This window comes from Actinacidiphila glaucinigra, assembly GCF_035918135.1.
In the GTDB taxonomy this organism is placed as follows: Bacteria; Actinomycetota; Actinomycetes; order Streptomycetales; family Streptomycetaceae; genus Actinacidiphila; species Actinacidiphila glaucinigra.
Genome location: NZ_CP109144.1, coordinates 3,647,219 through 3,665,229, shown reverse-complemented (window position 1 = coordinate 3,665,229; position 18,011 = coordinate 3,647,219). Strand labels below are relative to the sequence as shown.

The 18,011-nt window shown below is 72.5% G+C and carries 15 protein-coding genes and 1 pseudogene; 10 read left to right on the top strand and 6 right to left on the bottom strand.

The features are described from left to right. Nucleotides 1-5: 5 nt before the first annotated feature. The 3 genes from OIE69_RS16050 to OIE69_RS16040 all read right to left on the bottom strand — a co-directional run bounded on the left by OIE69_RS16050 (nucleotide 6) and on the right by OIE69_RS16040 (nucleotide 3,960). Nucleotides 6-983: an ABC transporter permease gene (locus OIE69_RS16050; RefSeq protein ID WP_326572608.1), complete on the bottom strand. Its 978-nt coding sequence runs from the start codon at nucleotides 981-983 to the stop codon at nucleotides 6-8. Nucleotides 984-1,063: 80 nt separating this feature from the next. Beyond that, the gene (locus OIE69_RS16045; RefSeq protein ID WP_326572607.1) at nucleotides 1,064-2,845 is read right to left on the bottom strand and encodes an ABC transporter substrate-binding protein; all 1,782 of its coding nucleotides are present in this window, start codon (nucleotides 2,843-2,845) and stop codon (nucleotides 1,064-1,066) included. A gap of 86 nt (nucleotides 2,846-2,931) precedes the next feature. Next, nucleotides 2,932-3,960, bottom strand: coding sequence for an ABC transporter permease (locus tag OIE69_RS16040; RefSeq protein WP_326581191.1), 1,029 nt, complete (start codon nucleotides 3,958-3,960; stop codon nucleotides 2,932-2,934). A 436-nt stretch (nucleotides 3,961-4,396) separates the two neighbouring features. Between OIE69_RS16040 and OIE69_RS16035 the strand changes: the two genes are divergently transcribed. Next, nucleotides 4,397-5,416 (top strand): hypothetical protein, encoded by a 1,020-nt coding sequence (locus OIE69_RS16035; RefSeq protein ID WP_326572606.1) that lies wholly within the window; start codon nucleotides 4,397-4,399, stop codon nucleotides 5,414-5,416. A gap of 18 nt (nucleotides 5,417-5,434) precedes the next feature. Here the strand turns inward: OIE69_RS16035 and OIE69_RS16030 are convergent, their stop codons facing one another. After that, nucleotides 5,435-7,567 (bottom strand): S9 family peptidase, encoded by a 2,133-nt coding sequence (locus tag OIE69_RS16030; RefSeq protein WP_326572605.1) that lies wholly within the window; start codon nucleotides 7,565-7,567, stop codon nucleotides 5,435-5,437. A 189-nt stretch (nucleotides 7,568-7,756) separates the two neighbouring features. Between OIE69_RS16030 and OIE69_RS16025 the strand changes: the two genes are divergently transcribed. From OIE69_RS16025 to OIE69_RS15990, 8 genes and pseudogenes are all read left to right on the top strand, one after another. Then, nucleotides 7,757-7,951, top strand: coding sequence for a hypothetical protein (locus tag OIE69_RS16025; RefSeq protein ID WP_026251431.1), 195 nt, complete (start codon nucleotides 7,757-7,759; stop codon nucleotides 7,949-7,951). A gap of 50 nt (nucleotides 7,952-8,001) precedes the next feature. Further along, a complete protein-coding gene (mshB, locus tag OIE69_RS16020) occupies nucleotides 8,002-8,895 on the top strand; it encodes an N-acetyl-1-D-myo-inositol-2-amino-2-deoxy-alpha-D-glucopyranoside deacetylase (protein ID WP_326572604.1) in 894 nt (297 codons plus the stop codon). Further along, nucleotides 8,892-9,248 carry a DUF6113 family protein gene (locus tag OIE69_RS16015; protein ID WP_326572603.1) on the top strand — a complete coding sequence of 119 codons (357 nt, stop codon included), beginning with the start codon at nucleotides 8,892-8,894 and terminating at the stop codon, nucleotides 9,246-9,248. The genes mshB and OIE69_RS16015 overlap by 4 nt, the downstream gene beginning before the upstream one ends. A gap of 194 nt (nucleotides 9,249-9,442) precedes the next feature. Then, a complete protein-coding gene (locus OIE69_RS16010) occupies nucleotides 9,443-11,506 on the top strand; it encodes a VanW family protein (protein ID WP_455550598.1) in 2,064 nt (687 codons plus the stop codon). Nucleotides 11,507-11,641: 135 nt separating this feature from the next. Next, nucleotides 11,642-12,547 (top strand): ABC transporter ATP-binding protein, encoded by a 906-nt coding sequence (locus OIE69_RS16005; RefSeq protein ID WP_326572601.1) that lies wholly within the window; start codon nucleotides 11,642-11,644, stop codon nucleotides 12,545-12,547. Continuing rightward, nucleotides 12,544-13,257, top strand: coding sequence for an ABC transporter permease (locus OIE69_RS16000; protein ID WP_326572600.1), 714 nt, complete (start codon nucleotides 12,544-12,546; stop codon nucleotides 13,255-13,257). Before OIE69_RS16005 ends, OIE69_RS16000 begins: the two co-directional genes overlap by 4 nt. 13 nt (nucleotides 13,258-13,270) lie before the next feature. Next, a complete protein-coding gene (locus OIE69_RS15995) occupies nucleotides 13,271-14,518 on the top strand; it encodes a sensor histidine kinase (RefSeq protein WP_326572599.1) in 1,248 nt (415 codons plus the stop codon). Then, nucleotides 14,448-15,057: pseudogene (locus OIE69_RS15990) on the top strand (response regulator). Before OIE69_RS15995 ends, OIE69_RS15990 begins: the two are co-directional and overlap by 71 nt. A gap of 598 nt (nucleotides 15,058-15,655) precedes the next feature. On the opposite strand, the gene OIE69_RS15985 reads toward OIE69_RS15990, so the two are convergent. Both OIE69_RS15985 and OIE69_RS15980 read right to left on the bottom strand, forming a co-directional pair. Further along, nucleotides 15,656-16,480: a transglutaminase-like domain-containing protein gene (locus tag OIE69_RS15985; RefSeq protein ID WP_326572598.1), complete on the bottom strand. Its 825-nt coding sequence runs from the start codon at nucleotides 16,478-16,480 to the stop codon at nucleotides 15,656-15,658. A 10-nt stretch (nucleotides 16,481-16,490) separates the two neighbouring features. After that, nucleotides 16,491-17,516, bottom strand: a complete 1,026-nt coding sequence (locus OIE69_RS15980; protein ID WP_326581189.1) for a GNAT family N-acetyltransferase — start codon at nucleotides 17,514-17,516, stop codon at nucleotides 16,491-16,493. A gap of 113 nt (nucleotides 17,517-17,629) precedes the next feature. On the opposite strand from OIE69_RS15980, the gene fdxA reads away from it, so the two are divergent. Beyond that, entirely contained in the window at nucleotides 17,630-17,950 is a 321-nt protein-coding gene (gene fdxA, locus OIE69_RS15975; protein ID WP_018561461.1) for a ferredoxin, read from the top strand. Nucleotides 17,951-18,011: the final 61 nt, after the last annotated feature.

Here is an 18,011-nt window from a genome sequence, read left to right as displayed (position 1 = left end):
CCCGCTCACGACAGCCTGATCCGCGGGTCGATGAGGGCGTAGGCGGCGTCGACGACGATGTTGCAGACGACGATGATCGTGGCGCCGATCAGCATCACGGCCATCTCCAGCGGCAGGTCGCTGCGGAGCACCGCCTGCACGGAGAGCAGGCCGAGGCCGTGCAGTCCGAAGGTGACCTCGGTGATGATCGCACCGCCGAGGACGGAGCTCAGGTCGATGCCGAAGATGGTGATGATGGAGGCGGCGGCGCCGCGCAGCGCGTACCGCAGGAACACGTAGCGGGAGGACATGCCCTTGGCGCGGGCGGCCCGGATGTGATCCTCGGACATCTGCTCCACCATCAGCGAGCGGGTCTGCCGGCTGTAGTTGGACCAGAAGATCACCGAGAGCACCATGCAGGGCAGGATCAGCCCCTGCACCGAGCCCCATGGATCGTGCGACCAGTCGGGGTCGTGTCCGCGGTCCAGTACGTGCCAGCTGGAGGCGAACAGGCCGATGGCGATCGGGCCGAGGAAGTAGATCTGCACGGAGTTGCCGACCAGCGAGACGCCGCTGGCGATCCGGTCGAAGGCCCTGCCCTGCTGCCAGGCGGAGACGAGGCCGAGACCGACGCCGACGCACAGGAAGACGGCGGCGCCGCCGGCCGCCAGCGACAGCGTGGTCGGGTAGCGGTCGGCGATGGTGTCCCAGACGAGTTGCTGGTCGGCGAAGGAGTAGCCGAAGCACGGCGCCGGGCAGTGGCCGATGGGCATGTCCCGGCCGGCGAAGATGCCGACCATGAAGTGCCAGTACTGGGTCCAGATCGGCAGGTCCAGGCCGAGGTTCTTGCGGATCAGGGCCACGTTCTGCGGGCTGCAGTTCTTGCCGCAGGACAGCAGCGCCGGGTCGGACGGCAGGAAGAAGAAGAGGAAGTACGTGATGGCGCTGATCAGCAGCAGGATGACCAGCGCGCCCAGCACACGGCGTACCAGGAAACGCAGCATGGGTCAGGCTCTCCGTCGGTTCCGTCGGGGCGCCGGTCCCGGCCCGGGGAGAGGCCGGGACCGGCGCGGGTGCGCTGTGGCTACTGCTTGACGAAGATCGTGTTCGGGTTGATGGTCCCGTAGACCTCGTTGTAGGTGACGCCGCCGAGGCCCGAGCCGTGGATGTTGAAGTACTTGTCGAAGATGAACGGGATCTGCGACGTGTCGTTCTTCAGCACGTACTCCGACAGGGTCCGCCACTCGTCGTTCTGCTTCTTGATGTCCGTGACCGCCAGGATCCGGTCGATCTCGGAGTTGACGTGCTCGTCGTTGAGGAACGAGTAGTTGTTGGTGCCGTCGGCGAGGTTGCGGCCGTCCAGGGTCGGCGGGACCACGGTGGAGGCGCTGGGCCAGTCCGCGCCCCAGCCGGTGCGGTAGATGTCGTACGGGGTGTCGACCTTGCCGACGACCGTGTAGTACGAGGTCGGGTCGATCGCCTTGCGCTGGACGTCGAAGCCGGCCTTCTCCAGGGCCTTCTCCAGGGTCAGCGACACGTTCTGCCAGCGCGGGGTGTTGGCGTAGGCGTAGGAGAGCTTGACCTTGCCGGTGACCCCGGCCTCCTTCAGCAGTTCCTTGGCCTTCTCGATGTCACCGGCGGGCTTGTCGAGCTTGCCGAAGGGGTCGTACTTCTTCCAGCCGGCCACGGTCGGGCTGAGCAGGGTGGTGCCGAGCTCGCCCTGCGCGCCGCCGCCGAAGGCCTGCTGGACCTGGGTCATCGGGAAGGCGTACATGATCGCCTGGCGGATCTTGGGGTCGGTGATCCGCTTGGTGTTGATGTTGATGACCTCGACGTACGGCTGGTACTGGTTCACCGTCCGCGACTTGTACTGCGCGTCCGTCGTCAGGGTCTGCATCTTCGACGGGTCGGAGGAACCGGAGAGGTTCACCGCGTACTTGTCGTTGCCGTCCTCGGCCGCGAGCCGGTTGGTCAGGCCGGGCTCGGCGATGCCGAGCTGGAAGTTCCAGCCGTCCGGGTAGGCGTTGCGGATCGGGTCGGTCTTCGGGTCCCAGTTGGAGTTGCGCTCGAAGACCAGTTCCTTGCCCGGCTTGTAGCTGGCGATCTTGTACGGGCCGGTCGAGACCGGGTGGTTGTTGTACTTCTGCTTGTCGTCCTTGGCCTTCGGCACCGGCGAGATGTTCGGCATCGCGGCCGCGTAGGGCGCGTCGGCGTGCGCCTCCAGGAAGTGGAAGACGATGGTCTTGTCGTCCGGGGTGTCGATCTTGTCGGCGGGGATCTCCTTGCCCTCGTACGGGCCCGTGTAGGCCTTGCGGTAGTCGGCGCCGTAGAGCCACTTCTGGATGTACTGAGGACCCTGCGTCTGGTAGTCGGCGAACAGCCGCTCGATGCCGTACTTGACGTCCTTGGAGGTGACCGGGGAGCCGTCCTCGAACTTCAGGCCGTCCTTGAGGGTGTAGGTCCAGGTCTTCGCGCCGTCGGAGGACTTGCCGGTGTCGGTGGCGAGGTCGCCCACCAGGATCGTCTTGCCGGTCTTGGCGTCGATCTTGTAGCCGGTCAGCGAGCGGTTGTAGAGCAGCTGGACCGACAACTGATCGCTGACGTACTGCTGGCCGGGGTCCAGGTAGTCGAAGCCCGCCTGGTCGAGGTCGTACGCCGTGCCGCCCTTCGTGGCGCCCGGGACCTCCGGGGCGGGGCCCTTGGAGTCGGCGGCCGTGCCGATGCCGAAGTTCTGCACGGTGGCCTGCTTGCCCTCGCCGCCGCCGGTGCCCGTCCCCCCGCCGCCACCGCTGCTGCACGCGGCGGACAGTGCCAGAGCTCCCAACGCCAGGAACGCGGAGGCATGACGCGCCTTGCGAATTCTCATTGATCCCTGCCTGTCAGTGAACCGAACTGCGGATACCGACGTGCCCGGTCTCCCCCCACAGGGGCCCGGCGCGGCGGCCTGGACACCTAGCGCACGGTCTTGGGATCGAGTGCGTCCCGGACCGAGTCCCCGAGCAGGTTGAAGGCGACCACGAAGATCACCATGGCGATGCCGGGGAAGAACATGAACGTGACGTCGGATTCGTAGTACGCCGCGGCCTGCTGGAACATCAGTCCCCAGTCCGGGGTGGGCGGCAGGATTCCGACGCCGAGATAGGAAAGGCCCGCCTCGGCGGTGACGTTCACCGGGAGCAGCAGGGTCGACTGGACGAGGATCGTGGACCAGATGTTGGGCAGCAGTTCCTTGCGGATGATCCGCCCCGACGAGGCGCCGCTGATCCGCGCGGCCTCGATGAACTCGCGTTCGCGCAGGCTCAGCACCTGGGCCCGGACCAGCCGGCCCACGCTCATCCAGCCGAGCACGAACTGGACGATGACCAGCGCCGCGATGCGCACATAGGTCGGCTCCTCGTCGCGCGGGGAGACGAAGAGCGCCACGATCACCGGGGTGAAGGCGATGAAGAACAACTGCTGCGGGAAGGAGAGCATCAGGTCCGAGAACCGGCCCAGGAAGTAGTCGCTGCGCCCGCCGAGATAGCCCTGGACGAGCCCGATCAGCACGCCGACGACGACGGAGACGGTGGTCACGGCGAGGGCGATGCCGAGCGAGGTGCGGATCCCGTAGATCAGCAGGGTGAACACGTCCCGGCCGAGCTGGGGTTCGAGGCCGAACCAGAAGTCGCCGTCGATGCCGCCGTTGGGCTTGAGCGGGATCCCGTAGCTGTTCAGCAGCCCGAGGTCCTGGCCGTACAGCTCGTACGGGTTCTTCCCGTACACCTTGGAGATCAGCGGCGCGGCCAGCGCCACGACCAGGTAGAAGATGACGACGCCGGCGCAGATCATGCCCGTGCGGTCGCGCCGGAAGCGCAGCCAGGCGAGCCGGCCGGGGGAGCGCCCGACGAGTTCCGAGGGCTGCTTCCCGGTGCCCTCGACATGGGCGGGCGCCTCTGCCGGAACGGGTTCCGGCCCCTTCGCGGCCGTGCTCGGACTGGACATGGTCATCTGCCCCCGCACCAAAGAGTTTTGGTGGCGCCTGTGAACGCCCGTGGCTAGCTAGCCGGTATTGGGCAATGGATTTGGCGGCCAGTCAAGGGGGTGAAGCGATCGGAAGACAAGATCGCCGTTATCTTGGGGCAAGGTTTTGGATACTGTCGTGAACGCGTGCTTGACACCTTCCGCATTCCGTCGGCGAATGCGGAGGATTCAGGATGAAACTCTTTTACACGCAGGCAACTTGACCGAAGCATCACCGATATACGGACGTGCCACGCTGAGCAGCGTACGGCCGTGCGGGTGCCGTGGGCCGGCCGGGGTGATCGCGCATCACCCCGGCCGGCCGCCGTGCGTCCGCGGTGAACGGCGGGGCGGTCCGCTGCGTATCCCCCTGCGAAGGCCAAACGACAGTGCTGCCGGAAGGGCCGGGGAGGTGGCCATGCGGCGGGCGTATCGGCTCGGAGGAACGGTCTGTGCCGCCCTGGGGGCCGCCGAGGCGGTCTGGCTGGGCCAGGACCTCGTGCAGTTCCGGGCGGAGGGTGCCGTCAGGGTGTGGGCGGGACTCGCGGTGCCGGTCGGCGGGGCGCCGCTGGTGACCTCCACCGTGGACCTGCTGCTCCTCGGGCTCTACGTGGCCGCCGCGGTCGCGTCCCTCAAGCCCGGCGGCGTCGGGGTCCTCGGGGCGGCCGCGGTGGTCACCCTCGCACTACGCACCCCCACGGTGTACCTCCTGGCCCCCTCCGCGGGCGGCGGCCCGCCCGGACTGCAGGGGGCGCTGCTGCTGACCGCGGGCGGGCAGATCGCCGGCGCCCTCGTGCTGCTCCTCGTCGTACGGCGCACCGGCGAGGACGCGCCCGCCCCGCCGCGGCCCGCGGCCGGCGTGCTGGCGGGGATGCTGCTGCTGGTGGTCGCGCTCATCGCCGGCGTCCTGGAGTTCTCCCGGCGGTCCGACCCGCGGGCGCTGCTGCCACCGGGCTTCCTCTGGCGCACCGCCAAGGGCGGCTACCTGGTCGACTCCCAACTGGGCGCGCCCTACGAGTGGCTGGTCTGGACGACCGCCGGGCTGGCCGCGGCCGCGGGCCTCGCCGCGTTCGCGCGGGCCCCGTTCGCCCGTGCGCTGGGCATCTCCGTGGCCGCACTGGCGACCGTGACCGCGGTACCGGTCATCGGCACCTCCCGGATCGACGCCCCGGGCGCCGACGACTTCGCCGCCGCCTTCGCGGTGGGCGCCGCCCTGGTGGTGACGCTGCTGCTCGTCCCCGGCGACCTGGCGGCGGTGGGCGTGCCCGGCGGCGACCCGTACGTGGAGGCGGAGATCCCGGCGGCCGCCGACAACCTGTCCATGCCGCTGTACGAGCAGACCGCCGTCCTCCCCGTCTTCGGCTCCTACGGGCAGCAGCCGCCGCCGCCCGGCCCCGCCTCCGAGGCGCGGGCGGCGTATCTGCAGGACCCGCCTTAGGCAGGGCCCTCTCCGGGCCTAACCCCGCGAGATGCCCAGGGAGCGCTTGAGGAACGCGACCTGGAGCAGGAGCAGGTTCTCGGCGACCTCCTCCTGCGGCGTCATGTGCGTGACCCCGGACAGCGGCAGCACCTCGTGCGGGCGGCCGGCGGCCAGCAGCGCGGAGGACAGCCGCAGGGTGTGGGCGGCCACCACGTTGTCGTCGGCGAGGCCGTGGATGATCATCAGCGGCCGGACCTCGTCCGCCGGGTCGCTCAGACCGGCGTCGGTGACCAGGGAGTTGGCGGCGTACACCGCCGGCGCCTCCTCGGGGTGGCCGAGGTAGCGCTCGGTGTAGTGCGTGTCGTACAGCCGAAAGTCGGTCACCGGGGCGCCCGCCACCGCGGCGTGGAAGACGTCCGGGCGGCGCAGCACCGCGAGCGCCGCCAGGTAGCCGCCGTAGGACCAGCCGCGGATGCCCACCCGGGTGAGGTCCAGGGGGTAGTGGCCGGCCAGCGCGTGCAGCGCGTGGACCTGGTCGTCGAGCGTGACGCCCGCGAAGTCGCCGGCGATCGCCTTCTCCCAGGCGGGGGAGTGCCCGGGGGTGCCCCGGCCGTCGGCGACGACCACCGCGAAGCCCTGGTCGGCCAGCCACTGCGCCTGCAGATAGCCGCGCTGGGCGCTCACCACCATCTGGCCGTGCGGCCCGCCGTAGGGGTCCATCAGCACCGGCAGCGGCCCGTCGCCCTCACGGTGCCCCGAGGGGAGCAGCACCGCCGCCGGGACGCCGCGCTCGCCGGCGCTGACCAGCGCCGGGCGCGCGGTGAGGACCGGGGTCTCGGAGTGGGAGCCGATCTCCGCCACCCGCTCACCGTCCCGCAGCACCCGCACGGCCGTGGCCGCCGACTCCGGCGACGCGGACGACAGCACCGTGACGGCCCCGGCACGCACCGCGGAGTGCACGCCCGGCGCATCGCTCAGCCGGACCGGTCCGCCCGGCCCCCCGTCGGCCCGGTACACATGGATCTCGCCGATCTCCGGGTCCTTGGCGCCGTGCCCCGCGGAGGCCGACAGCAGGATGCCGTCGCCATCCCTTCCGAGCATCGCACGCACGTGCAACTCCGGTCCCGTCCACGGGTGTTCGCCGACGAACAACGACCGCGAGCCGTTCTCGTCCGAGATCCGGACCAGGCGCTCGCCGGACATCCACGCGGGCACCCCGGCGAAAAGATCGAGCCAGATTCCGTCGCGGTCCCGGTGCACCTCCCGGGTGCCTCCGGTGGCGGTGTCCACCGCCAGGTACAGCTGCTCGCGCTGGTCGCGGGTCTGGACGAGCAGCAGCGGCGGACCCGCCGCCGACCAGTGCACCTGTGCCAGGTACGGGTAGCGCTCGCGGTCCCACTCCACCGCGGTGGCCGTGCCGTCCAGCGTCAGCAGCACCAGCGTGACCTCGGCGTTCGGCGTGCCCGCCGCCGGGTAGGCCACCTCGGCCGGTGCCTGCCCGGGGTTCGCGGGGTCGGCGATCCACCAGCGGTGGACCGGCGACGTGTCCACCCGGGCCGCCAGTACGCCTGCGCCGTCCGGGGACCACCAGTAGCCGCGGCTGCGGGACATCTCCTCGGCGGCGATGAACTCGGCCAGACCGTAGGTGACGTCCGGGCCCTCCGGTCCGGCCAGCACCCGGTCCCCGCCGCCGTCGGCGGCCACCACGCGCAGCGCGCCGTCCGCCACGTAGGCCACCAGGCGGCCGTCCGGCGACGGACGCGGGTCCACCACCGGACCCGGCACGGCGATCTCCCGGGCCGTGCCAGCCCGCAGCTCCGCCGTGAACAGCCGCCCGGACAAGGCGAACGCGGCCAGTTCCACCGCGTCGTCGGTCGCGTAGCCGACGATTCCGGCCGAGCCCTCCCGGCTGCGCTCCCGGCGCGCCCTCTCCTGCGGCGACAACTCCTCCGCCGCGCCGGACAGCAGCACCGCGGGGTCCGCCGCGACCCGCTCGGCGCCGGACTCCGGGTCCAGCACCCACAGCAGGTGCGAGCGGTCGGTGCCGGAACGGGAGCGCAGGAAGACGACCCGGTCGCCGTCCGGCGACACGGTGAAGGCGCGCGGGGCGCCGAGCGAGAACCGCTGTGTGCGGGCGTACTGCCGCGGGAACGAGAGCGCTTGCGTCATGGGGGGAGTGTGTCACCCGCCCGCCGGTGTGCCCCGCGCACGCCAACCGCGAGATCCGGCCATGCGCCCCCGTGTGCTCCCGTGCGACGAGCTATGCGGTGCGCCACAAAGTTATGATCCACTGCCGAGAGTGGGTAACAAACGGTTGGCAACTGCTGTCGGACCACGAGGCCCTGGAGGTGAGCCGCTGTGGCACTTTCGATTTCGGCGGTGCTGCTGCTGCTGATCGTCGTCTTCCTGCTGGTCAGGAAGGCCGGTTTGAAAGCGGGGCACGCGGTGGTCTGCGTACTGCTCGGGTTCTACCTGGCGAGTTCGTCCATCGCGCCGACGATCCGGGACCTCACCAGCAATGTCGCCGGCATGATCGGGGACTTCAAGTTCTGAGCCCGTGGCTCACCCCGGGACAGCCGCAGGGCCTGCCCTAGGCTCTCCTCATGACCGCACTGCCCGCCCGGCGACTGCTGCTCGTCCACGCGCATCCCGACGACGAGTCGATCAACAACGGCGCCACCATGGCCAAGTACGCCGCCGAGGGCGCGCACGTCACCCTGGTGACGTGCACCCTCGGTGAGGAGGGCGAGGTCATCCCGCCCGAGCTGGCACACCTGGCACCGGATCGCGACGACACCCTCGGCGCGCACCGGACCGGCGAACTCGCCGACGCCATGGTCCAGCTCGGCGTCACCGACCACCGTTTCCTGGGCGGCCCCGGCCGCTTCCGGGACTCCGGGATGATGGGCGTGCCGCAGAACGACCGGCCCGACAGCTTCTGGCAGGCGGACCTCGACCTCGCGGCCGCGTACCTCGTGGAGGTGATCCGCGAGGTCCGTCCGCAGGTCCTGGTCGCCTACGACCCCGACGGCGGCTACGGCCACCCCGACCACATCAAGGCGCACCGGGTCGCCATGCGCGCCGCGGAACTGGCCGCGGAGCCGGCCTACCGGCGCGACCTCGGCGGCCCGCACTCCATCGCCAAGATCTACTGGAACTGCATCCCGCGCCGCGTGGTCGAGGAGGGCTTCGCCCGGCTGCACGCGGCCGGCGGGCAGATCCCCTTCGAGGGCATCGCGACCGCCGACGACGTCCCGGGCCTGGTCGACGACGACCAGGTGACCGCCGCCATCGACGTGGAGGCCCGCTACGCCGAGCGGAAGGCCGCGGCGATGAAGGCCCACGTCACCCAGATCGCGGTCGACGGCCCGTTCTTCGCCCTCTCCAACGACCTCGGACAGCCCCTGTTCGGCGCCGAGTTCTACCGCCTGGTCAAGGGCGGCCCCGCGCCGGCCGGGGACCTGGAGGACGACCTGTTCGCGGGGACCGGGGCATGAGGCGCGCGGCCTACCCCGTGCTCGCGGTCCTGGGCGCCCTGGTCGGCGTCGCGGGGTCGCTGGTCCAGGCCGCCTGGTTCCCGGGCGGGTTGCTGCTCGCGCTCGCCGGGAGCGCGGCGCTCTTCCACGGCGGTGCCAGGCTCACCGGCACGCGGCTGGGCGCCGTGGTGCCGGCGGCGCTGTGGCTGATCACCGTGATGCTGCTCAGTTCCGCCCGCCCGGAGGGTGATTTCCTGTTCGCCAACGGAATCAGCCCGTACGTCTACCTGTTGGGCGGAGCGATGGCGGGCGTGATGTCGGCCACGCTTGTGCAACCCCGTCCTCCCGCCAGTGGATCACTTGAGGCACCATAGGCGCCACGTTGCGTCCGTTACGGAGCGAACGTCGTCCGTTTTGATGGCCGACGTCACATAAACCCCTTTGATCAGGGCGGTCTCCCTCCGGCGGGCAGGCGGCTCCGACGCGGTGCCCAGTATGGTGGTGCGCGCCGCCGGGCCGCCCGCGGAAAGGCCGTGACGGGTGGCGAAGCGAACCGGGAGAGCCTGCTTTGAGTCGTGAAACTGATCGTCCGTCCCCCGGCCCCCAGGGCCGGGGCGGAGCCGCGTACCCGTCGGGTACCCCGCCGTACGGAACCCGACCGTTTCCGTCGCTGCATCCGCAGGAGGGTCCGCGCGAGGGTGCTGCGAACGGGGAGCCCGCCGATGCTCCCGCAGCGGAGGAGACCAAGACCGAGACCACACTGACCACCCGGGTGCGCATCAACATCCCCGGGTCCCGGCCGATCCCGCCGGTCGTCGTCCGTACGCCCGTCGAGGGCGGCGCGGAGGGCGAGGCGCCCGGCGGGTCCGCACCGGCCGCCCCCGCGGCCGAGTCGGCCCCGCCCGCCGGCTGGAACGCCGGCGGCGGCACCGGGGCCGGTCAGGGCGCCCCGGCGCCCGTGCCGGAGCCCGCCGCGGAGCCGGCTCCCGCGCCGAGGGGCGAGAAGCCGACGAGCGACTGGTTCGCGCCGCGGAAGGCCGCGCCGGCCGCCCCCGAGGCGACCCAGGAGTTCTCCGCCCCCGAGCTCACCCAGCCGATGCAGCGCGGCGACATCCCCGCCCAGCCCGCCCCCCCGGAGCGCGGTCCGGTCCCCGGACCGGGTCCCGCCCCCGGCGCGCCCCGGCGCGGTGGCATCCCCTACCTGAACGACGGCGCGGTCGGCCCGGCCGGTCCCGGCGGTCCTGTGGCGCCGGGTGGTCCGGTGGGTCCCGGCGGTCCCGTGCCGCCCGGTGGTCCCGGTGGTCCCGGTGGCCCCGGTGGCCCCGGTGGTCCGGCGCAGCGCCCGTTCCCCGGCGGTCCCGGCGCGGGACCCGCGGGTCCCGGAGCCGGTCTGCCCTTCCCGGGGCAGCAGCCGCCGTCCGGACCCACCGCGGGCCCGGTCACCGGTGAGATGCGCGTGCCCCCGGCGGGGCCCGCGGCCGGCCGCTCGCCGTACCCGACGCCGTTCCCGCCCTCCGCGTCCGAGCGGCTGTCCGGGGACACCGTCGTCAGCGGCATCCCGGCGGTTCCCCCCGCGGGGCCGTCGGCCACGCGGCCGGCCCCGGCCGGCGGCGAGATGTACCGCTTCGAGCAGGACGAGCCGGCGGCGCCCCCCGCCCGCCAGAGCGCGGCGGAGCCCAAGGCCAAGGGCCGCTCCAAGCTCATACTGGTGGGCGTCGGCGTGCTCGGCGTGCTCGGCATCACCTACGGCGCCGGGCTGCTGATGGACCACTCCGACGTGCCGGCCGGTACGACCGTCTACGGCGTCGGGATCGGCGGCAAGACCAAGGACCAGGCCGTCGCGCTCCTCGACCAGGCGCTCGGCTCCCGCAAGAACGCGCCGATCACCGTCACCATCGGCGACGAGCGCAAGGCGCTCAAGCCCGCGGCCGCCGGTCTCGTCTTCGACACCGACGCGACCGTCGGCAACGTGGCGCACCGCGACTACAACCCGGTCACCGTCATCGGCTCGCTGTTCGGCGTCTCGCGTGCGGCCGACCCGGTGCTGACGACGGACAACGAGAAGCTCCGCGCGCAGCTGGAGAAGCTCTCCCAGGGGCTCGGGGGTTCCGGCTCCGAGGGCATGGTCAAGTTCGTGAACGGCAAGGCCGTCGCCGTCCCCGGCAAGCCCCATCAGGGCGTGGACGCGGCCGCCTCGATCGACGCGGTCATCGGCGCGTACTCCACGCAGGTCGCCACCGGCAAGCCGGGCACGGTGAGCCTGAAGGCCACCACCGTCGAGCCCAAGGTGACCCAGGAGGAGCTCGACAAGGCCGTCGACGGCTTCGGCAAGACGGCCATGTCAGGGTTCGTCACGGTCCGCGCGGGCGCCGCGGAGATCCCGTTCAGCCCGCAGAAGTCGCTGTCGCAGATCCTCACGATGGTGCCGGACCAGGACGGCAAACTGACCCCGTACATCGACCGCAAGGTGCTCCAGGGCCTGTACGGCGGCGCCTTCGACGGTGTGCTGGTCGAACGCGGCGACGGCAGCAAGACCGCCGTCACCCCGGAGGACGTCGCCTCCGCGATGCTGCCCGCGCTGCAGACCTCCGACACCGCCAAGAAGACGGTGACCATCGAGGGCACCTCCTGACGCCCGGTCGCCCGATCCCCGCGTGACGGTGTGGCCCCGGTACCCGTACCGGGGCCACACCCATGACATCTGTCATCCGCGGGACAGGACGCCCGGCACTGCCGCCTCGACCCCGCCGTCGGCGAGGCTGCAGCCATGACCGCAACAGTGTTCACGCACGTGAGCAAGAGCTTCGGTCAGGTCCGGGCCGTCGACGACCTGAGCCTGACCCTCCACCCCGGTGAGACCGTCGCCCTGCTGGGCCCCAACGGCGCCGGCAAGTCGACCACCCTCGACCTGCTGCTGGGGTTGCGCACCCCCGACTCCGGCACCGTCGAGGTCTTCGGCACCACCCCGCGCCGGGCGATCGCCGAGGGCCGGGTGGGGGCCGTGCTCCAGAGCGGCGGCCTCATGGAGGAGGTCACCGTGCGCGAACTCGTACGGCTCGCCTGCGACCTGCACCCGCGCGCCCGCCCCGTCGCCGAGGTGATGGCGGCCGCCGGACTGGAGTCCCTCGCCGACCGCAAGGTCGACAAGCTCTCCGGCGGCCAGGAGCAGCGCGTGCGCTTCGCCCTGGCCACGGCGGGCGCGAGCGACCTGCTGATCCTCGACGAGCCCACCACCGGCATGGACGTCTCCGCCCGGCAGGCCTTCTGGGAGGCCATGCGCGGCCAGGTGAAGCAGGGCCGCACAGTGCTCTTCGCGACCCACTACCTGGAGGAGGCGGACGCCGTCGCCGACCGGGTGCTCGTCCTGCAGGGCGGCCGGCTGGCGGCCGACGGCACCGCCGCCGAGATCAAGGCACGGGCCGGGGTCCGGCGTATCGTCTTCGACCTGGACACCCCGCCGGAGGAGTCCGCCCTGCGGGCACTGCCGCGGGTCACGGACGTGGAGATCACCGGCCGCACGGTGCGCATCCGCTCCACGGACGCCGACGCGACGGTGCACGCCGTCTACGCCGCCGGGCTCTACCCCCGGCACCTGGAGGTCGCCGGGCTCGGCCTGGAGCAGGCCTTCCTGGCCATCACGGAGTCGTCCGAGAAGGAGGTGGCGGCGCGATGAGGACGCTGGCCCGGCTGGAGATCCTGCGCGTCCTGCGCAACCGCAAGTTCATGTTCTTCTCGGTGCTGTACCCGGTGCTGCTCTTCATGATCCTGACGGCCGGCCAGAAGGCCGCCATGGTGCCGTACTACATGGTCGCGATGTGCGCCTTCGGCGCCATGACCGCCGTGCTCATGGGCAACTCCGAGCGGATCGCCCGGGAGCGCGACAAGGGCTGGGTGCGCCAGCTGCGGCTCACCGCGCTCCCCGGGCGCGGATACGTCCTGGCCAAGGTGGCCGCGGCCGCCACCGTCAGCCTGCCCTCGATCGTGCTCGTACTGCTCGCCGGCGGCGCCGTGAAGGGCGTGCGGATGGCCGCCTGGCAGTGGGCCGGGGTGCTGCTCACCAGCTGGGCGGGGAGCTTCGTCTTCGCCGCGCTGGGCGTGGCCATCGGCTACGTCGCCTCGGCGGAGACCGCCCGCCCCGTCGCGATGATCGCCTACTTCGGGCTCGCCCTGCTCGGCGGCCTGTGGGTGCCCTTCGACTCCTTCCCCGGCTGGCTGCGCGACATCGCGAACCTGCTGCCGGCCCGGCCGTACGCGGCGCTCGGCCAGGCCGTCGAGTCCGGCCGGGCCCCGCACGCCGGGGACGTCGCCGTGCTGGTCGTGTACGGGCTGGTGTTCGCCGGGACAGCCGCTTGGATGTACCGCAAGGACACCGCGAAGGCCTGAGAGGAGAAGGACCGTGCCCGCCGGAACGACGCAGCAGCGGGAGTCCGCCGAGCCCCGGGACGCCCCGGCGATCGGCAGGGCCCCGGAGAACCGCCGCCAGGCCATCGTCAAGCTGGTCTGGGTGGCCATGTGGATGCTCTACCTCGGCGCCCCGGTCAGCGACCTCGCCGAGGGCGGCCACGGCCTCACCGCGACCGTGCTCGGCTGGCTCGGGCTCGCCGCCTTCGTCGCCGCCTACCTGTGCATCGTCTTCCTGCGGACCAACGCCGAACACCAGCCGCGCTGGGTGTACGGGCAGCTCCTGCTGCTCGGCGCGCTGGGTCTGCTGATGACGTTCACGCTCGGCGACGCCTTCCTCGTGCTGTTCGTCTACCTCGCCGTCGGCTGCGGGGCGGTGCTGCCCGGCCGCCAGGCCCGCTGGGCGATCCCGCTGGTCACCGCGGTACTCGCGGCCGTCGCCGGGCTCACCGGCGCGAGCCAGGACCTGGTGCTCTCGCTGCTCGTGCCGTGCCTGCTCGGCGGCTACGCCATGACGGGCGTGCGCCAGCTGGTGCGGACCACCCGCGAGCTGCGCGAGGCCCGGGCGGCCGTCGCCCAGCTCGCGGCCACGGAGGAGCGGCTGCGGCTCGCCCGCGACCTGCACGACCTGCTCGGCCACTCGCTGTCGCTGATCACCCTCAAGAGCGAACTGGCCGGACGCATGCTCCCCGGCCGCCCCGAGGACGCCGCCGCGCAGGTCGCCGACATCGAGCGGGTCAGCCGGCAGGCCCTGGTGGACGTCCGCGAGGCCGTCAGCGGCTACCGCAGGCCCACCCTCGCCGCCGAGTTCGCCGGCGCCCGAGACGTCCTGCAGGCCGCCGGCATCCGCGCCCGGCTGCCCGGGACGGTGACCGCCCCGCTCACCCCGGAGGCCGAGGGAGCGCTGGCCTGGGCCCTGCGCGAGGCCGTCACCAACGTCGTACGGCACAGCGGCGCCTCCCGCTGCACGGTCACCGTCGAGGAGGACGAGGGCACGGTACGGCTCACCGTCGCCGACGACGGCCGGGGCCCCGGGACCGGCGGCACACACCGCGGCAACGGCCTGACCGGCCTGGAGGAGCGCCTGCTGCTCGCCGGCGGCCGCCTGGAGACCGCCGCGGACGGCGGCTTCACCCTCCGCGCCGTCGTCCCGGCCCACTACGCTCACGGCCATGATCCGGGTGCTGCTGGCGGAGGACCAGTCGATGGTGCGCGAGGCCCTGGCCGCGCTGCTGGGACTTGAGGGGGACATCGAGGTGGTCGCGCAGGTCGCCCGCGGCGAGGACGTCGTCGGCGCGGCCCGCGACGCCGGGGCCGCAGGTCGCCCTGCTCGACATCGAGATGCCCGGCGCGATGACCGGCCTCGACGCGGCCGCCGCCGTACGGGCGGAACTGCCGGGAGTGCGGGTCGTCATCGTCACCACGTTCGGCCGGCCCGGGTACCTGCGCCGGGCCATGGAGGCGGGCGCCGACGCGTTCCTGGTCAAGGACGCGCCCGCGGGGCAACTCGCGGAGGCGGTACGCAGGGTGCTGCGGGGGGAGAAGGTGATCGACCCGGTGCTCGCGGCGGCCGCGCTGTCGGAGGGGGCCGACCCCCTCACCCCGCGCGAGCGCGACGTCCTGCGCGCGGCGGCCGACGGATCCCTCAACGCGGACATCGCCCGCCGACTCCACCTCTCCGAGGGGACCGTCCGCAACTACCTCTCCACCGCGATCCAGAAGACCGCCGCGCGCAACCGCGCCGAAGCGGTTCGCATCGCCCTGGAACGCGGCTGGCTCTAGCTGGTCCGCCTCTCCCGCCGTCTCGCGCCCTTCGGGCGCAAAGCGGCGGGCTGCGGACGGGAAGGTGGGGGCGGGCCTCCTCGGCTCGGTGTGCGGGTCGGTGGTCGGCGGGGGTTCGGGCTCCGGTGCGGGGCGGGTTGTTCGTACGGTTCCGGTCTCGTCGCCGTCCGTGCAGACGGGTTGCCACGCGGACCGTTCGTGGGTGGCGCGCTCGCCGTGACCCGCGTCCGCGGGTGCTTCCCCGACATCGGGCCCTGTTCCGCCGACATGTTCGGGGAAAGCGGGCCCGATCTCCCGTGGACGGCTCGACAGCACCTCGAATCAGCCGCAGACGCCGGTCACGGCGGGCCGCCCACCATCCACCGAGGGCGTGGAAGCGGCCGTCCGCACCCGCGGACGGCAACGAGACCCCCGGCCATCGGAGCGGCACCCCGCTTTGGCGCCTGAACCCCGCCACGGACTACCGGCACACCGTCGACCGGCTCCGCCCCCACCCTCCCGTCCGCGGCCCGCATCCTTGCGCCCGAAGGGCGCGAGACGAACCCGCAGCCGCGCACCGGCACCACCCGTCACCCGCCCCCACCAGGCCCGCACCCCGTCAATTGAGGAGCGCGCGGGCGGCCCGCGCCTGCCGGCGCACGGCCGTCGCGGCGTCCGGTTCCGACTCCGCGAGCACGTCCGCGTACGCCTCCATCTCCGCCGCGCCCCGCGCGAAGTCCCCCTTGCGCACCAGCAGCTGCGCGTGCTCGAAGCGCAACCGCGCCGGATGGTGGGGCAGCAGCAGCGCCAGCTCCACCGCCCACAGCTGCGTGCCCAGGTGCTCGGGCCGCGCCGACGCCCAGGCGCGGATGTTGTTGAGCACGCGCAGCACGATGTCCAGCGGATCCGCGGGCTCCAGCATCGACGGGGACGGCGCGGTCCCCGTCGCGCCCGCCACCAGCAGCCGTACGTCCTCCTCGCCGAGCCGCCGGCCGCCGTTGAAGGGGTCGGCCAGCACGAAGGCGCCTGCGGGGTCACCGAAGCCCACGACGAAGTGCCCGGGGAGGGCGACCCCGTGGACCGGGCCGCCGGCGCGCCGGACGACCTCCATCCAGACCACCGACAGCAGGATCGGCAGCCCCCGCCGCCGCAGCAGCACCTCGTGCAGCAGCGAGGACTCCAGCCGCTGGTAGTCGGCGGGCGAGCCGCCGAACCCACAACGGCTGCCGAGCAGTTCCGCGGCGGCGTCGGCCCAGTCGGCGGGTGCGGTGAGACCGTACGGCAGGAGCCCGGCGAGGCGGTCGAGTTCCATCTGCGCCGCGTCCGTCCCGGCCTCGTCGAGGGACGGGTCTGCCACGGCCCCGATGAGCAGGCACAGCTCCGCGAGGTCGGGGCGCGGCTCGCGGGCGGCCTCGGTGAAGCGCTGCCTGATGGCGTCGTCCATACCGGGCTTCTCACCCTCCCGCGGGCAGCGGGCCGCGCCGGTAGTGGTAGGCGTGGTGGGTGGTGAAGCCCATCCGGTCGTAGAGGGCGCGTGCGCCCTCGTTGCCGGTCTCGACATGCAGGTACGCGCCAAAGGCGCCCTCGTCCAGCGCCTTGCGGGCGAGCGCGGCCATCACCGCCCGGGCCAGCCCGCGCCGCCGGTGGTCCGGGGCCACCTCGACGGCGCCGAAGGAGGCGAACCGGCCGTCGACGGCGCAGCGGCCGATCGCCGCGGGCCCGGGGCCGGCGGGGTCGCCCTCCCCCGGCACCGTGGCGAACCACACCGAGAGACCGCCGCCCAGCACCTTCAGCGCCGCGTCGCCCAGGTCACCCGTGCGGTGGTAGCGGGCGAGCCACGCCGCGTCGGCCTCCCGGGACAGGTGCACGGCCTCGGCGCCCGGCAGGTCGGCGATCGGCGCCAGGGCGGCCGTGCGCAGCAGGGCGTGGCCCTCCGCCGTCCAGCCGAGGCCGCCCAGGGCCTCCGCCAGCGACTCGTCGGAGTCCTCTCCGCCGGTGGTGACCTGCACATACGGTGGCAGTCCGCGGTCGCCGTACCAGCGGGCGATCCGCGCGACGGCCTCCGTCAGCGGGACGCCCGGATCGCCGAGCGGCAGCACGGAGTTGGCGCGCCGGGTGAAGCCGCCGGCCGCCCGGAGCGTCCACTCGCCCAGCCGGGCGGTCTCCTGAGCCGGCCAGCAGCGGGAGGCCGACTCCTGCAGTTCCCGGGCCGTCGCGCGGGGCGCGCGGGCCCCGCGGCGCGCCGGTGCGTCGGGCACGATCTTGCCTGCCACCAGGGACGATTCCGCGATGCGGACGGTTTCCCCGTCCCTACGGGTGACGACAAGCACCCCTTCGTCCCACGATGTGAGAATCCCGACGGCGTCGGCGAACACCGGCCGTCCCTCGACGATCTCCGCGACCCTCCGTACCGAGACGCGTTTGCCCACGTCAGAAGGGGTTATGCGCACCTCGAGCCGGCCTCCGGCGGTGAAATCCATGCTCATGACCGCCCCTCCTGTTCGTCTGCTGCCCAAGAACGGAGATACTAGGGGCGGGCATCTACGACGCCGCGCTCCCGCGCGAGACAGCCCTATCGAGGAGGAACGACAGCGTGACCTACGTCATCGCGCAGCCTTGTGTCGACGTCAAGGACAAGGCGTGCATCGAGGAGTGCCCCGTCGACTGCATCTACGAGGGCCAGCGGTCCTTGTACATCCACCCGGACGAATGCGTCGACTGCGGAGCCTGTGAGCCGGTCTGCCCGGTGGAGGCCATCTTCTACGAGGACGACACCCCGGAGGAGTGGAAGGACTACTACAAGGCGAACGTCGAGTTCTTCGACGAGCTCGGCTCGCCCGGTGGTGCCTCCAAGCTCGGGCTGATCGAGCGCGACCACCCCTTCATCGCCGCCCTGCCGCCGCAGGGCGAGTGACCCGACAGTTGCCGGGCGGTCCCGTACGGCACACCGCCGTACGGGACCGCCGTGTTTGAGG

Bases quoted from the DNA above. Each gene is read 5' to 3' on its own strand.
- OIE69_RS16050 (WP_326572608.1), bottom strand. From the start codon at position 983: ATGCTGCGTTTCCTGGTACGCCGTGTGCTGGGCGCGCTGGTCATCCTG.
- OIE69_RS16045 (WP_326572607.1), bottom strand. From the start codon at position 2,845: ATGAGAATTCGCAAGGCGCGTCATGCCTCCGCGTTCCTGGCGTTGGGA.
- OIE69_RS16040 (WP_326581191.1), bottom strand. From the start codon at position 3,960: ATGTCCAGTCCGAGCACGGCCGCGAAGGGGCCGGAACCCGTTCCGGCA.
- OIE69_RS16035 (WP_326572606.1), top strand. From the start codon at position 4,397: ATGCGGCGGGCGTATCGGCTCGGAGGAACGGTCTGTGCCGCCCTGGGG.
- OIE69_RS16030 (WP_326572605.1), bottom strand. From the start codon at position 7,567: ATGACGCAAGCGCTCTCGTTCCCGCGGCAGTACGCCCGCACACAGCGG.
- mshB (WP_326572604.1), top strand. From the start codon at position 8,002: ATGACCGCACTGCCCGCCCGGCGACTGCTGCTCGTCCACGCGCATCCC.
- OIE69_RS16015 (WP_326572603.1), top strand. From the start codon at position 8,892: ATGAGGCGCGCGGCCTACCCCGTGCTCGCGGTCCTGGGCGCCCTGGTC.
- OIE69_RS16005 (WP_326572601.1), top strand. From the start codon at position 11,642: ATGACCGCAACAGTGTTCACGCACGTGAGCAAGAGCTTCGGTCAGGTC.
- OIE69_RS16000 (WP_326572600.1), top strand. From the start codon at position 12,544: ATGAGGACGCTGGCCCGGCTGGAGATCCTGCGCGTCCTGCGCAACCGC.
- OIE69_RS15985 (WP_326572598.1), bottom strand. From the start codon at position 16,480: ATGGACGACGCCATCAGGCAGCGCTTCACCGAGGCCGCCCGCGAGCCG.
- OIE69_RS15980 (WP_326581189.1), bottom strand. From the start codon at position 17,516: ATGGATTTCACCGCCGGAGGCCGGCTCGAGGTGCGCATAACCCCTTCT.